This window comes from Filomicrobium sp. (genome assembly GCF_025698805.1).
Classification (GTDB): domain Bacteria; phylum Pseudomonadota; class Alphaproteobacteria; order Rhizobiales; family Hyphomicrobiaceae; genus Filomicrobium; species Filomicrobium insigne.
This window is the reverse complement of the sequence record NZ_JAILWT010000007.1, coordinates 63,150-78,076: the sequence shown is the minus strand read 5'-3', so window position 1 is coordinate 78,076 and position 14,927 is coordinate 63,150. Positions and strand designations below refer to the sequence as shown.

The 14,927-nt window shown below is 55.3% G+C and carries 12 protein-coding genes; 9 read left to right on the top strand and 3 right to left on the bottom strand.

Translation table 11 applies throughout. The annotated features are described in order from the left end of the window. Nucleotides 1–30: 30 nt before the first annotated feature. Both K5845_RS16705 and ftcD read right to left on the bottom strand, forming a co-directional pair. Nucleotides 31–1,581 (bottom strand): trimethylamine N-oxide permease, encoded by a 1,551-nt coding sequence (locus tag K5845_RS16705; RefSeq protein WP_287959522.1) that lies wholly within the window; start codon nucleotides 1,579–1,581, stop codon nucleotides 31–33. Nucleotides 1,582–1,770: 189 nt separating this feature from the next. Beyond that, the gene (gene ftcD / locus K5845_RS16700; RefSeq protein WP_046479837.1) at nucleotides 1,771–2,712 is read right to left on the bottom strand and encodes a glutamate formimidoyltransferase; all 942 of its coding nucleotides are present in this window, start codon (nucleotides 2,710–2,712) and stop codon (nucleotides 1,771–1,773) included. 695 nt (nucleotides 2,713–3,407) lie between these two features. Here ftcD and K5845_RS16695 point away from each other — a divergent pair. The 3 genes from K5845_RS16695 to K5845_RS16685 all read left to right on the top strand — a co-directional run bounded on the left by K5845_RS16695 (nucleotide 3,408) and on the right by K5845_RS16685 (nucleotide 6,922). Further along, nucleotides 3,408–4,103, top strand: a complete 696-nt coding sequence (locus K5845_RS16695; RefSeq protein ID WP_046476354.1) for a TetR/AcrR family transcriptional regulator — start codon at nucleotides 3,408–3,410, stop codon at nucleotides 4,101–4,103. Nucleotides 4,104–4,562: 459 nt separating this feature from the next. Then, nucleotides 4,563–6,053: a SulP family inorganic anion transporter gene (locus K5845_RS16690; RefSeq protein ID WP_287959521.1), complete on the top strand. Its 1,491-nt coding sequence runs from the start codon at nucleotides 4,563–4,565 to the stop codon at nucleotides 6,051–6,053. An 11-nt stretch (nucleotides 6,054–6,064) separates the two neighbouring features. After that, the gene (locus tag K5845_RS16685) at nucleotides 6,065–6,922 is read left to right on the top strand and encodes a universal stress protein (RefSeq protein WP_046476360.1); all 858 of its coding nucleotides are present in this window, start codon (nucleotides 6,065–6,067) and stop codon (nucleotides 6,920–6,922) included. 233 nt (nucleotides 6,923–7,155) lie between these two features. On the opposite strand, the gene K5845_RS16680 is transcribed toward K5845_RS16685, so the two are convergent. Further along, nucleotides 7,156–8,508: an MFS transporter gene (locus K5845_RS16680; RefSeq protein WP_046476363.1), complete on the bottom strand. Its 1,353-nt coding sequence runs from the start codon at nucleotides 8,506–8,508 to the stop codon at nucleotides 7,156–7,158. A gap of 417 nt (nucleotides 8,509–8,925) precedes the next feature. Here K5845_RS16680 and K5845_RS16675 point away from each other — a divergent pair, with 417 nt between their 5' ends. The 6 genes from K5845_RS16675 to K5845_RS16655 all read left to right on the top strand — a co-directional run bounded on the left by K5845_RS16675 (nucleotide 8,926) and on the right by K5845_RS16655 (nucleotide 14,921). Then, nucleotides 8,926–10,686, top strand: a complete 1,761-nt coding sequence (locus K5845_RS16675; RefSeq protein WP_287959520.1) for a DEAD/DEAH box helicase — start codon at nucleotides 8,926–8,928, stop codon at nucleotides 10,684–10,686. An 84-nt stretch (nucleotides 10,687–10,770) separates the two neighbouring features. Next, entirely contained in the window at nucleotides 10,771–11,319 is a 549-nt protein-coding gene (locus tag K5845_RS16670) for a hypothetical protein (protein ID WP_046476367.1), read from the top strand. 407 nt (nucleotides 11,320–11,726) lie between these two features. Continuing rightward, nucleotides 11,727–12,095 (top strand): DUF1345 domain-containing protein, encoded by a 369-nt coding sequence (locus K5845_RS21235; protein WP_353736556.1) that lies wholly within the window; start codon nucleotides 11,727–11,729, stop codon nucleotides 12,093–12,095. Beyond that, nucleotides 12,022–12,213, top strand: a complete 192-nt coding sequence (locus tag K5845_RS16665) for a DUF1345 domain-containing protein (protein ID WP_287959519.1) — start codon at nucleotides 12,022–12,024, stop codon at nucleotides 12,211–12,213. The genes K5845_RS21235 and K5845_RS16665 overlap by 74 nt, the downstream gene beginning before the upstream one ends. Before the next feature lie 69 nt (nucleotides 12,214–12,282). Continuing rightward, nucleotides 12,283–14,184: a potassium transporter Kup gene (locus K5845_RS16660; protein ID WP_287959518.1), complete on the top strand. Its 1,902-nt coding sequence runs from the start codon at nucleotides 12,283–12,285 to the stop codon at nucleotides 14,182–14,184. A 296-nt stretch (nucleotides 14,185–14,480) separates the two neighbouring features. After that, nucleotides 14,481–14,921 carry a cyclic nucleotide-binding domain-containing protein gene (locus K5845_RS16655; protein WP_046476373.1) on the top strand — a complete coding sequence of 147 codons (441 nt, stop codon included), beginning with the start codon at nucleotides 14,481–14,483 and terminating at the stop codon, nucleotides 14,919–14,921. The last annotated feature ends 6 nt before the right edge of the window (nucleotides 14,922–14,927 follow it).

The following is a 14,927-nucleotide window of genomic DNA, read 5'->3' as shown; positions in this document are numbered from 1 at the left end:
AATGCCGTATGAAACCGCGCCCTGCTTCTCTTAGAACATCACCCAGAAGATGATGTAGCCAGCGAGCATCGAGACGAGTCCCCCAGCCAATGCGAGGTAGGGAAGTATTCCGGCTCTCGTTGGCGGCAGTTCTGTCTCACCCTCGGGAATAAGATCATTCAGCATGCCCGGTGGAAACTGACCTTTATCGACAACATAGTGTCGGTACCAAAATAGCGGGGTAGAAATAAACGCTGCGGCCAATCCGAGGAACAGGATGTGATTGCCCCATAGGTTGGCACCTACGCCGATGAGGAACGCATTGACGTATGCCAAAATTGTTCCAAACGTAAGTAGCCAGTTTGGTGCCCTGTAGGGGCGTTTAGCGTTTGGATTATCAAGCCGATGAATCCAGCCCGCATTCAGGTTCAGGTAATGAAACAGCACATAGTTCACTGCTGAGACTGCCATAACGAACATGTAGTCTGACATCAGTAGAAGCAGTGCGTTGAACGCTAAGTCTGTCCACATGGCCCGGGTGGGTACGCCGTTCTCATTTAGCTGATCGAGAAATTTCGGCATCCATCCATCATGCGCACCCTGGTACAGGGTCCGCGATGATCCGGCCATGGCTGTCATAATCGCGAGGAATAGTGTGAAGGTGAGCATCACCACTAAGAGCTTGGCGAAGAAATCACCCGCGCCAACCATGCTTGCTAGAGCGACACCGACGCCCTCACCGGATTCAATCCCCGGAGACCTCATGTACTCCGTACCGAGCACACCTTGGAAAACAAATGGAACCAGAGTGTATAGAATGACCCCTACGACTCCTGACCAAATGATTGCCTTTGCGCCATCACGGGCCGGATCGGTCATTTCGCTCATGTAGCAGACTGCATTTTCGGCTGCGTATGCGGCCCATGCAGCGAGGAAGAGACCGCCTATGAAGAGGCGCCACCCTTCGAGATTCCACTCACCATTGAAGGGTACGAAGGGCGAAAAATTCGCCATTTCAATACGGCCGGTAAAGAAGGGGATTAATGTTACGAAAAGAAGGGGGATAATCCCGCCAAGCGTCAGTATGATTTGAACTCGAGCCGTTCTCGCAATTCCACTGTGTTGGATGCTCCACACTGTCACCATCAAAATTGTTCCGACGATGAATTGCGTGTTTATTCGAATTGTGAGGCCTTGTTTTAGAAAGCCGAGATCCAACAGTGTGACCTGCCAGGTATTGAGCGCATGATCTGGTGGCAGGAATATTGATAACAGGTACCCAGAACCCAGTCCTGAGCCGATCGCAAGGATGGGGCTCCAGGCGAGCCAGTTCGACCAAACGGACATTGGGGCGATTATGCGAGAGTGTCGAACCCACGCCGTGGCGCCATATACGGCTGTGCCTCCAGATTTATTGGGATGCATGCCCGCAATTTCAGCGTAGCTGAAGATTGCGACGAAACCGATCATGACTGAGACGAACCACACCAGGGGAGATACCGTGCCGGTTACGGCCGAAATACCTCCTAGGCTGAACATTACCAGTGCCGGTGAACCTGCCGCGATGAAAACGACCTGCCACCAGTTGACGGCCCTTACCATGCAGGAGCTGCCTACATGAGCAGTTGGTGGTGCATTAATTGACTGTGCCTTGCTATACTCCATTGTCGGTTCCTCCCGAGAACCCGATAAATGGAATTAAGGCCGGATTGCGTTTCCCCTTTTCGGGATTATTGAATTGTGCAATCCGGTCCTAATTATCCAGATCGATTGATATTATGAAATCATGATTTAGCCTTCGAGCTCGAGCAGGTGGTTCTCGAGAATCTGACTTTGATAATCCCAAGGTCCGTTGATTCCCTCTAGCTGCAGGTACCATTCGGCTGTCTGGACCAAAACTTCGGCAGCGATTGTTCCGCAGACTTGCCCCCCAAGGACATTGACGCCGTAGCGTGCGGCCTCTGCCTTGAGTAAGTTATAAATGCGATGTAGCGGTGTTTTTCGGGGGTTGCTCACCTCACAGGAAACGATCGTGACCGGTTTTCCGGTGCGTCTATGCGTGTTTGGCAGGCCAATCACGCCCTGGATGTTTGTAAAGCCGCCGGTTTTACCGCGTACGTAGCTCGCCAGCTTTTTGGCGATGGCTAGGTCGGTCGTATCGAGGACGACGTTGAAATACGCGTCGTGCTCGTCGAGTGCGCCGACGATTGTAGCACCTGCCGTTGGATGCATTTTTGCCGGCCCAAGGTCGGGTGCGCGCTCAGGGTCCTTCTCGATTACGTCTCTTAGTCCCTCGTAATTTCCTTTGCGGATTGCTGTCAGCCCTTCACGGTCGGGGCGTCGCGCGTTTCTACCTGTAAAAAAGATTGGTACGCCGTGGCGTTGGAACAGTTCTTTCCCAAGATCCTCTGCGAACTCGATGCATTCCTCGATGCTGATGTCCTTGGCCGGATAGATTTCTATGGTATCCACGGCGCCAATGCGCGGATGGCGACCATGCTGCTTTTCCATATCGATCAGCTCGTAGGCCTTTGCAGCTGATTCCAGAAGTGCTTCTCGGACTGCCTCGGGTCGCCCCAGGATTTCGACGGGCAGACGGTCGAAATCAGGATCGGGTTCATATCCGATTAGCTTGAGCCCTTTTCGGTCGCGGAATGGATTGACGATCTGCTCGATCACTTCCTTTCGCGTTCCGTCGCTAAAGTTTGGATCCGATAAGATGTATTTCGCCATAATTACCTCTTGAGCTGGCATCCTCGGCTGCGGACACACGGTTCTGGGATCGCATGCATTCTCGATGTTCTTATTTGTGAAATGCTCCCGTCTTGAAGCTCCCCACCTCCTTATCGGCCGGTCCGACCAACCAGCGGAAAAGCCGGTCCTTCCGATTGGATAATCATCGCGTCCCAGGTCAACGGTAACTCTGTGCGTAAATTAATCAAGCGATTAGTTATATTGTGCTGCAGCAATAATAGTGTGCGCAGCAATGTTGCGACGCTTGGCATGCCACCGCCCTATTCTCGGCGCGGTGAAGCTTTTCTTGATCGTTGGATTGATCCAAAAACTAATGAGCGTGTTGGAGCATGCCTGTATCCTTCCAACACGCGAATGTCGGCAAACGGCATTGAGTAAAAAACCGGTCGTGGCTGCCCGGATGAAAGGAGTGGTTCGCAGTGCCAGCCCTTGATCTGCGGCGAATGTTGCTGAGTTCTGGCCATCGAAGCGGCTGGCCTGACGGGTAAGAAGTCGATATACCTTTGAGCAGAGAACGCCCGCTTGTGCGGTGTGGAGAAGGAATGCTCGCGGCGAACGAGAACCTCCGCATCTTGTCTCCGTTGCACAGCTGGCCTTCATTCCGAAAACAGACCTGACGCGCGGAAGTTATGCTGCTGCGCTAATTAATTAATCCATCATCGGAATTATTGAGCATGTCGCGAACCAAGAAGGCCAAAGATCCGAAACTCGGCCGGCGCAAAGCAAGTACAGCTGGCCCCGGAGCTGACGACCTGGCTCGCATAGCGCTTGATCTGTTCGCAGAGAGGCATTTCTCGTCGGTGACCATCAAGGATATCGGCAACGCAGCAGACCTGAATAGCGCGATGATCTACTACCACTACAAGGATAAAATGGCCCTGTTCAACGCAGCTATCGATAGTGCGATCGATGAAGCGTTTCGGCTATTTGGCGATCACGTGGACAATGAAAAGCACGACAACGCTGTCTCTGCGATCAATGCTTGGTTCGACGTGCATGTCACGCTCAATCGCCGTCTCCGCAATATGGTGAAGATCAGCTTGGACTGCAGCGGTCCTGAGTTTGCTGAAGCGCGACGCTCCATAAAGCGCTTCTACCGCCACGAAAACGAGATACTTCAGGAAATCATTCGCGACGGAATCGAGTCTGGTGTTTTCCGCGATGTTGAGCCCTTCGTTATCGCAACGATGATTTCAGCCTTTCTCGATGGTGTGTTGGCGCGTTCTTTGATTCTCCGGGATTTCGATATGTTGAAAACGGTGGAAGAGTTTAAGCGCGCCCTCTGGCTGCATTTGGGTTGCCGGACTGCGAAGCCTCCGGCCAAGCGAAAGGCTAGCATCGCTCATACTGCGAACAGTGGGACGAACTGAGGAGGGGCTTTCTAGAGGTGAGCGCCCTGCGGTTGTTGGAGGTGGGTATCGCGTCAGGGACTGTGCCTTACGCGAGATGCCCTGAAAGTATCTCGTACGGCTTCGGAAAGGGTCTCTGGAACTAACAGTTATTTGGCGAGCGCTGGGTGGGTGGCACCTCTGCTTGGCTGGGGCTGGGTGAGTTCACCGGCGCGACAGGGTAGCTGCAGGGATGTCGCACTCAGCGTGCAAACTCTTGCCTCACCCGGATGGACTGTGTAAGCGATAATGCTGCGGCGCAGCAAAGCTTGGAAGTGACGTGTTACTGATCGGAAACTCAGCGCACTCCCCACGGATCAATCCGCCCTGACGGTGGCGCGGGATTTAAGATTGTCTGGGCCCGCATTTTTTCACGCCCCTCCTCAACAATTCGATCTGATGCTGCCCCTTTCGCAAGGTGAGCGGACACAGGAGCGCGTCTTGAAGGCCAATCTACTATCCAATTTGAAGCTCGACTGGTTTGGAAACATCCGCGGGGATACGCTCGCAGGGCTCGTTGTAGCCCTTGCGTTGATACCGGAAGCCATTGCGTTCTCGATAATCGCGGGCGTCGATCCCAAGATCGGTCTGTATGCATCGTTCTCGATTGCCGTGATCACCGCAATTGCGGGTGGACGCCCCGGCATGATTTCAGCTGCCACGGCTGCCACGGCCGTGCTGATGGTGACGCTCGTTAAGGAGCATGGGCTCCAATATCTGCTGGCGGCGACTGTTCTCGCCGGGCTTCTGCAGATTGCGGCCGGTTTCCTCAAACTGGGTTACGTCATGCGGTTCGTCTCGCGTTCCGTAATGACGGGCTTTGTGAACGCCTTGGCGATTCTCATTTTCATGGCCCAGCTGCCCGAACTGATCGGCGTGCCTTGGCTGACCTATGTTCTGGTCGCTGGCGGGCTTGCCATCATCTATCTTGTCCCGCGGCTCACCAAGGCGGTGCCGTCCCCGCTAATCTGCATCATCGTGTTGACGACACTCGCCATTGCAATGGGGCTAGACGTCAGAACGGTCGGCGATATGGGCGAGCTGCCATCAACCCTTCCCGTCTTCCTGCTTCCTGACGTTCCGCTGAACTTCACGACGCTTTCAATAATTTTCCCATATTCCCTGGCTGTCGCAATCGTCGGCCTTTTGGAATCCTTGATGACGGCACAGATTGTCGATGAGCTAACCGACACGCCCAGCGACAAGAACCGTGAGTGCGTGGGACAGGGCCTGGCAAATATGGCGACGGGCTTCATCGGGGGCATGGCGGGGTGCGCGATGATTGGGCAGTCCGTCATCAACGTGAAGTCGGGTGGCCGGGGGCGCCTATCGTCGTTTCTGGCTGGAGTCTTTTTATTGTTCCTAATTGTCGTGCTTGGAGATTGGGTGAAGCAAATCCCGATGGCCGCGCTCGTGGCGATTATGATCATGGTTTCCATCGGGACTTTCAGCTGGACGTCGATCAAAAATCTCAAAGATCATCCACGCAGTTCCAGCATTGTCATGCTCGCGACTGTGGTGGGTGTCGTGCTCACTCATAATCTTGCGATTGGGGTGCTTGCTGGCGTGTTGCTTTCAGGGCTTTTCTTTGCCTGGAAGGTTGCGCAGATTTTTCGGGTTACCTCCAAGCTCTCGACGGATGAGACACACAGAACCTACTTTGTCGAAGGACAGCTGTTTTTTGCGTCCGGCGAGGATTTCATGGCCGCCTTCGATTTCAAGGAAGCCTTGGAGAGAGTTACGATCGATGTCAGCCGCGCGCACATCTGGGATATTTCCAGCGTCATGGCGCTCGACATGGTGGTCTTGAAGCTTCGCCGAGAGGGGGCGACGGTTGACATTGTCGGGCTTAACGAAGCTAGCGAGACGATTGTCGATAAGCTTGCAATCCACGATAAGCCCGGCGCCTTCGAGCGCCTCATGGGGCATTAGGAGAACGCTCGATGGCCAAGATTGTCGCCTTTGTCGACGCATCGATCTATGCGCAGAGTGTCTGCGACCATGCGGTATGGTTGGCGGAACGCATGTCGGCATCTGTCGATGTTATCCACGTCCTAGGACGCCGCGAAGTTTCCAGTCACAACGGAGATCTTACGGGCGCGCTCGATCCAGACGCACGGGACCTACTTCTTGCAGAGCTTTCGAGCCTCGACGAACAGAGAGCTAAACTCGCGCAAAAGAAAGGGCGACTGATCCTCGAACAAGCCAAACGGCGTTTGGAAGCGGACGGTCTTTCTGATGTTTCAACGAAGCTTCGTATTGGTGATCTGGTCGAGACGGTACAAGAGTTCGAGGAAAGTGCCGATCTGGTTGTGATCGGAAAGCGGGGGGAAGCAGCGGACTTTGCCAAGCTGCACCTGGGCTCAAATCTTGAGCGCGTCGTTCGCACGAGCCACCGTCCGGTGCTCGTTGCTTCGCGGGAATTCAGGCCGATCCAGCGCATCCTCATCGCGTTCGACGGTGGCCCAAGCGTGAGTAAGGCTATCGATTATCTCGCGCGTGCTCGCTCGCAGTTCCAAGGCCTGGAGATGCACTTATTATTCGCGGGGCTTCCTACGGATGAAGGTGCAAAGCGGCTGGATCAGGCTGCGACCCTGTTGGGCAACTCCGGGTACTCAGTGGAAGCAAGTATCGAACCTGGACAGCCTGAAACGACAATCGCTGCGTCGGTTCAGAACCGTCAGATCGATCTACTCGTGATGGGCGCTTACGGTCATTCGCGCATACGGAGCTTCATCATTGGCAGTACGACGACAGAAATGATCCGTTCCTGTGCCATTCCCGTGGTGCTGTTTCGATAGGGTCCGAATGGCCGAACCCATTTGCTGGAGCCGCGCCGGCGAGGGATCTCGTTGAATCTCGGCAATGGACCGTCGTGGGGACGCATACCTTGTTTTTCGCCCGCGTCGTGGCGGCCGACACGGCGGATCGCGATCCACTTGTCTACCACACCGGAAGCTTTAACCGGTTGGCTAAAGGCTGCGCTTCGGCATGGTCGGGAGGGCTACCTTTGCCACTCCCCCAAAAACGTCGCTTATTTTTCGATGTCGATATCTTTTGTCTCTTTCCCGAGCAGCAAAGAGATCAAGGTCAGCCCTGCCATCGCGGACAGATAGATGCCGACCCAGAACGGGCTCCCGCCTCCTGTGCTCCAAAGGGCAACCGCGATGAACGGGGCCACGGCCGCTCCTAAAATCGATGAGACATTGTAGGAAATGCCAGAGCCTGTGTAGCGAATGTTTGCAGGAAAGAGCTCTGGTAAAAGAGCGCCCATCGGTCCGAATGTCATACCCATCAACGTGAAGCCGAGGATGAGCCAGGCCATGACGCCGACAGTGCCGGCAGCGAGCATCGGCGTCCAGACGAGACCAAACACGATGATGGCGAGTGTGACCCATATAAGCGTTTTGCGGCGACCCAATTTATCGGCGAACGGACCAGAGATGAGCGTGAAGATGCCGAAGAACACCACGCCAATGATCATCATCAGAACAAAGGTTGTGTAGTCGTAGCCGAGACCCGGAAGTGGGGCGTTCGTCGCAGCGCGCCCGTAGCTCAGCGAAAACGTCGTCATAAGATAGAAGAGGACGTAGGTCGCGAGCATGTAGAATGTGCCGAGGACGAGTTCCTTCCAGTGGGTGCGGAAGACCGTAGCGAGAGGGATTTTTTGAACGTTGCCGGTGCGTACAGTTTTCTCGAAAGCGGTGCTCTCAACGAGGCTTAGACGAACCCAAAGGCCAACTATGACCATTACCGCAGAGAAGAGGAAGGGAATGCGCCAGCCCCATTCGAGAAACGCGGCGGAAGGCTTCGATGGGTCGTCGGATGGCAGCGCCGCAGCAATGAGGAGGAACAGCCCGTTGGCGATAATGAAACCGATCGGGGCTCCGAGTTGCGGGAACGTTCCGTATATTGCGCGTTTCTTTGGTGGTGCGTTTTCCGTTGCGACGAGCGCCGCGCCGCTCCATTCACCGCCAAGGGCAAAACCTTGAGCAAGACGCATTACGACCAGCAGAGCTGGGGCGAGCCAACCGGCCGTTTCATATGTTGGCAGCAGCCCGATCAGAAACGTTGCGATGCCCATCGTAAGGAGTGCACCAACGAGCGTGTTCTTGCGTCCGCGCTTATCGCCGAGATGGCCGAAGAAAATGGCGCCGAGCGGCCGGGCGATCATCGCTGCTCCGAAGATGGCGAAGGATGCCAACAGAGCGGTTGTTTCATTCCCTGGCGGGAAGAACAGGTGCGGGAAAACTAGAACGGCCGCCGTCGCATAGACGTAGAAATCGTAAAATTCAATGGTCGTGCCGACCAGGCTGGCGACGATGACGCGAGAGCGCGGGTTTGCTGGAGCGACGCCAGAAAGGGCGGCGGGAGTTGTTACGGTCATTAAGGAAAGAGCTCCGAAGCGAATGACGGGGCGCGGCAAGAATTAGGCGTAGCTACACCAAGCTAGATTCTCGCGCCACAACGAATTCGCGGAATTCGAACATCGTTGACGGTGGGGTGGCCGAGGGTTCGTTATTCGATCGCCATATTGGGCATATGAGCGGCTCAATGTGCTGTATTGTCACTGAAACCGATGCTGATGCGACATTGCGGCGGACCGCCAAGATGGTTGCTTATATTCCACGGGGGTAGAGAAAAGTTTACTGACGCCTGCCTGTGATGGGCAACATGGCCAGTTGATGCTAGCGGATCCGAAGAAAAGTGGCTATGCATCCAGGCTAAACCCTCCGCAGCTTATATACCCTCCTGTTCCTACAGAGGATCGAAGTGCTGCGCCTCACGAGATACAACTTAGATCATGACATTTCCGTCGACCCATACGGCGCTCTCAGGAGCGCTCGCCACCCGTGGCTATTCTGTTCCAACTGATGTGCAACTCGCGGTTTTGGACGCAAATGCGTCGGAGCGAGACTTGCTGGTGTCCGCGCAGACCGGATCGGGCAAGACCGTCGCCTTCGGGCTGGCGATGGCTTCGACGTTGCTGGGATCACAGGAGCGGTTCGGACGTGCAAGCCAGCCCTCGGCATTGATCATTGCCCCGACGCGGGAACTGGCTTTGCAAGTGCAGAGAGAGCTGAGCTGGCTGTACGCTGAGACGGGTGCACGCGTGCTAGCGTGCGTCGGAGGTATGGACGCACGTTCTGAAGCGCGTCAGCTTGCTGGGGGTTCTCATATCGTCGTCGGTACGCCTGGGCGCTTGCGCGATCATTTGGAGCGCGGCCGCCTTGATCTCGGACAGCTCAAGGTGGCTGTGCTCGATGAAGCTGATGAGATGCTCGATCTTGGCTTCCGTGAAGATCTGGAGTTCATTCTGGACGCAACGCCTGAGAGCCGTCGCACACTGCTCTTCTCTGCAACGATGCCGCGCGAGATCGCAGCGTTGGCGCGGCGTTATCAGAAGGATGCCGTCAGGATCGAAACGCAGCGGCGCGACGTACAGCATGCCGATATCGCCTACCAGGCTATCCGCGTGGCGCCGACGGATGTTGAAAATGCCGTGGTCAATGTCTTGCGCTTGCATGAAGTGCGCGCCGCAATTGTCTTTTGTGCAACTCGTGAAGCTGTGAAGCGGCTGCATGCGCGACTTTTGGAGCGCGGCTTTTCTGCTGTTGCCTTGTCGGGTGAGCTGAGCCAGGGCGAGCGCAGCCAAGCGCTGCAAGCGTTACGCGATGGCCGGGCGCGGGTTCTCGTTGCGACCGATGTTGCCGCTCGCGGGCTCGATCTCCCGGACCTTTCCCTCGTGATTCATGCTGAGCTTCCGCATGACGCAGAGACCTTGCTACACCGTTCAGGACGTACGGGGCGTGCCGGGCGGAAGGGGCTCTGCATTTTGCTCGTGCCATTTAATCGACGACGCAAAGCGCAGGTGTTGCTTAGCGGGGCGAAGCTGGACGTTGCGTGGTTGCCCGCGCCTACACCTGACGAGATCAGAGCACGTGACCAGGAGAGGTTCCTCGCGGATCCAATTTTTGCGGACGTAGTGCGTGAGGATGAAGTCGCGATCGTACGCAATCTACAGGCGTCGCGTTCCGCGGACGAGATTGCTCTTGCTCTTATACGGCTCCATCAAGCCCGCTTGCCTGCGCCGGAAGATTTGCTGCCAGATGCAGGTCCACCTCCCCGATCGGATCGCCGGAGCAATGGGGATGGACGGAGAGCGGGTTGGTCAAATGGTGATGCCACGGCCGCGCCTGATAATGGCAAGCGACCATCACGTGGCCCCAATTCAGGATCGCGCGATATGATTTGGTTCCGGCTAAACATCGGACGCGAGCGGAATGCCGATCCGAAATGGCTTATTCCATTGATTTGTGAAGCTGGCGGCATCAGTAAGTCCGAGATTGGATCGATCAAAATTTTTGATCGTGATACGCGTTTTGAGATTACTGCTCGGATTGCAGACAAGTTCGCCGATACGGTGCGTGTCAATAAGTCGAAGAAAGGCGCTATTACTCGTGTCGAGCGGGAAGGTTTTGGAGCACGTCCTCGCTCATCTAAACCGGCAGATCGCGGCGCGAAGAAAAAACACCGTGGCGCTGCTTCTGGCGCGAAGGCTTAAGTGTGTTGTGCTTACCGATCTTCTTAGGCGTTAGGACCTCAGAACGCCTATTGGCGTGATGCGTTATTTCGGTGAGGTCTGTAAATGGCCCATGTACATCCAGTGGGTGTGATCGAGGTGCGGGTCAACGAGATTTCGCAGCTTTTTGACACGCTTGACCCTCTACCCTTCCGCGACCGTGACCTTGATCCACACGCGGAAGAGTACATTGTTGGCTGGGCACGAGAATTTCCCCGGCGGCGAGCTTTTACGATCATCGTGCATGCACCGAAGCATGAGCTCGGGAATAAATACGCCCAACAACTAGAGGCGGCATTGCGCAGCTACTTCAATTATCGCGCGGATGTCGTTGAGGGCGAACTTAAAGAACTTTTTAAAGTCGGCCGTAAGTCTCTCCTTATCGGAATGGCTGTGTTGGCCACATGTACTGTGGCCGCGCAAGCAATTCCGGAAATTGTTGGGCCGGGAAGTATCAGCCGTTTTTTTGGCGAAGGGCTTGTCATTCTGGGGTGGGTGGCAAACTGGAAGCCAATGGAAATTTTTCTTTATGAATGGTGGCCTTTGGGGCGCCGTAGGGATCTCTATCGTCGCCTGGGGCAGGCGTGTGTAGAGGTAAAGGCTTTTGACGCTTGAAGAGTAGCTTATGCAGGGTTGCGCTAAGGCGCTGCCGCTTGGCTCGTCGCCCTCGACAAGCCTGTACGGTACCTGCCGGGTATTTTCTAATGATGAGGGTGCCTTACAGTCAGTATCTCCGGCAACGCTGAGCTCGTATTGCCGCCAGGTTATCGGTGACGGTGATTTTCATGGGCTGCCGGTCGTTTGGTATGTCATTCTGAACCTTGTTGCGGCGTTCGCGTGAAGGTTAAGGACATGCGGCTCGGTTTGACGCGCCCCTCCCGACATTGGGCGCGCTCCTGATTTTGGTTCTGGTCGCAGTCGCAACAGGTTCTCTTGTTTCGGCACAAACGAATTTCGCGGCTCGAGTCGTTATCGGCTGGGATGCGGGTTTTGTTGTTTAATTGGGACTCGTCTGGGGGAAGATGGCAACCGCCACCGAGCAGGATATTCGTGCCCGGGCGGGGATGGAAGATGAGAGTTTCTGGGGAGTAACGATGTTACTCGTCGCAGCGGCGTGCGCCAGCCTCCTCGCCATTGTGATTGTAATTGGTACTGCGGCATCGTTGGAGCCCCTAATGCGCAGGCTCTACTTGGGACTAGCGGCCTTAACGATTTGTCTCTCGTGGCTGTTGGTGCAGACCGTATATGCGGTGCACTATGCCCATATGTATTACAGCGCACACGGGAAAGGTGGCAAAGCTGGATTGGGATTTCCCCATGACGATCCCCCACTCTATGCTGATTTTGCTTATTTTTTCCTTTGTTATTGGAATGACGTGCCAAGTCGCTGATGTCGCCACGACAAACCGTGAAATACGCCGCGTGGTTTTTATCCATGGGGTTATTTCTTTCTTCTTCAATGCCATTCTTATCGCTCTTGGCGTGAACATCGCTGGGAGTTTTTTGTAAGGGGGCTCGCAGGGTCAACGAGAGTTCCTATATCCCTCTGGTCCGGGAGGCGGATACGAAGGTGATTAGGTGACGAGTTTATCGGCACGGATTTCTGCCTCGCAGCGTACGGATCGAGACCTTCGGTCGTGGCAGTTGGGCTTTGGGGCGATTGGTATCGTTTACGGTGATATCGGCACGAGCCCACTCTACGCTTTTCGCGAGGCATTGAAGGAATCGCCACCCGGAGAAGCGACCATTCTTGGATTGCTTTCACTGATTTTCTGGGCGTTGACCCTTATCGTTTCTCTTAAATACCTGATCATTATTCTCAGGGCCGATAACCATGGCGAAGGTGGGATCCTCGCATTGGTCGCGCTGCTAATGCATTCCAGGCCGGAGAAAGATCGTATCGGATTGCTTATTGTCGCGCTGGGCATTCTTGGCGCCGCACTCTTATACGGCGACGGCGCGATCACACCGGCCATCTCTGTCTTAAGTGCCGTGGAAGGATTGGCGACGACTGGCCATGGTCTTGAGTTCATGGTGCTGCCCACCTCGGTGGTCATTCTCGTTTTGCTGTTTGCCCTTCAAAAGCGCGGAACATATCGGCTCGCGTCCTGGTTCGCCCCGATCATGTTCGTGTGGTTTGTCATGATCGCGATCCTGGGCGTGACCAGTATCGTGCAGACCCCGCATGTTCTTGCAGCGCTTGATCCACGCTACGCACTTGCGTTTCTCTTCACCAACGGCGTCATTGGTTTTATCGTCTTAGGAGCGGTTTTTCTGGTCGTGACTGGGGCCGAAGCTCTTTACGCAGATATGGGGCATTTCGGGGCCCGTCCCATCCGCTTGGCATGGTTTGCGATTGCAGGGCCTTGCTTGCTGCTGAACTACTTCGGGCAGGGTGCTGCCGTTCTTGCCGACCCGGGGCGTGCCCCCGATCCATTCTATGCTCTAGCCCCTACTTGGGGGCTCTATCCACTTATCGGACTGGCCACATTGGCCACGATCGTCGCCTCGCAAGCAATGATTTCGGGAGTGTTTTCTCTCACCAGTCAGGCCGTGCAATTGGGATTCATGCCGCGCATCCGCATCGTGCACACCTCATCCAGCGAGTCCGGGCAGATCTATGTTCCGTTGGTCAACGGAGTGTTGGGAGTTGCTACGGTGCTGCTCGCCATAGGTTTCGGCTCCTCTTCGCACCTCGCTGCTGCTTACGGGATCGCGGTGTCGACCACCATGGTCATTACGACCATCCTGCTGTTCTTCGTCATGCGCGACTGCTGGCGGATTCAGGCACCGGTTGCGTTTGCCGTGACAGCATTTTTTATGGTGGTCGATCTCGTCTTCTTTGGTGCGAACCTTTTGAAAGTTGAGCAGGGCGGCTGGTTGCCTTTGGCGATCGCGGCAGCATTGTTTGTTGTGATGGTGTCCTGGCGCAGGGGGCGACAACATCTCTTCACGCGCCTCGGTGTAGATGAAGAGCCCATCAAGGATTTTGTTGCGCGAGCGGATAAGCAGAGGCTGCACCGGATACCCGGCACCGCTGTTTTCTTGAGCCCGTTGCAGGTCGATACACCCTATCTCTTGCGGCGGCTTGCTGACCGAACCGGAGTGCTTCGGGAAAACGTATTGATCGTTACGGTGTTGACCACGGATTTGCCGCGTGTCCCCGCAGCTCAGCGGCTCACGATGCGAGAAATAGCGCCCGGTTTTTATCGCGTCCTCGTGCACTACGGATTCATGCAAACGCCGCATGTGCCCGTCGCGCTCCGTCTGGCTCAAGAGGCTGGCTACAATATCGATGTTGAAGATGCCGTCTTTTTCCTTGGCCGGGTCACTCTTGTGCCAGCGGAGAAGGTGGCGGGCATGCCGATGTGGATGAAGAAGTTGTTCTCACTGATGAGCCACAATGCGCAGACGGCCGCGGATTTTTATAATCTGCCTCCCGATCAGGTTATCGAGCTCGGCATACAACTTGAGATCTGAATGATTGCGCTAGTTCGACGCCCTTCCGCATTCCGTTTTCCGGTTGGTTACGGCACGGCTCTCCCGGGTCGGGGGAGTGGGGAGACATGTATTGTCAGCTCAGCGATCTGCCGCTCTCAAACGGCGTGGTCTATGATCGGCTGGACGAGACGTTCGCGTAAAGCTTCGGCAGCGCCTCACCTTTAAGGTCAACCTGAGAGTGCGGCGTTTGCATAGATACACTTTATTGGAAGGCGCGACCTAATGCTGCGAGGCTTGCTCTAGCGTGACGGAGATCACGCTGGAGGAGATAAGCAATGAAGACAGAAGAAATCAGCCGAATTCTCAATGAGACTAACCTGTTTGCCGGAACGGCTCCGGCGACGCTCGCGCGTATTGGCGAGATTGCGATCCTAAAGGAATGTAAGGCGGGGGACGTCGTCTATGATTCCGGCGGACAGGCTCTTGATATGTTTGTTTTAGTTCGTGGGCTTGTGAGCTTTGCGATGGGCGCGAACGTGGGCCATGCCAACGTCGAAAGCGTCATGAAGCGGCACATGATTTTCGGGTGGGCTGCATTGATCCCAGAGCACCCCAAGCGGCTTGGGACTGCCAAGTGTCTCGAACCTTCGACGCTTCTGTCTATCAACGGTGACCAAGTGATGGAACTCTTGCGCGATGAAGATCCAAAATCCGGGTTCATGATCATGACCCGGTTGTGCTCGATGATCGCGAACAGTTTTATCGAGACGCGTTGAGATAGT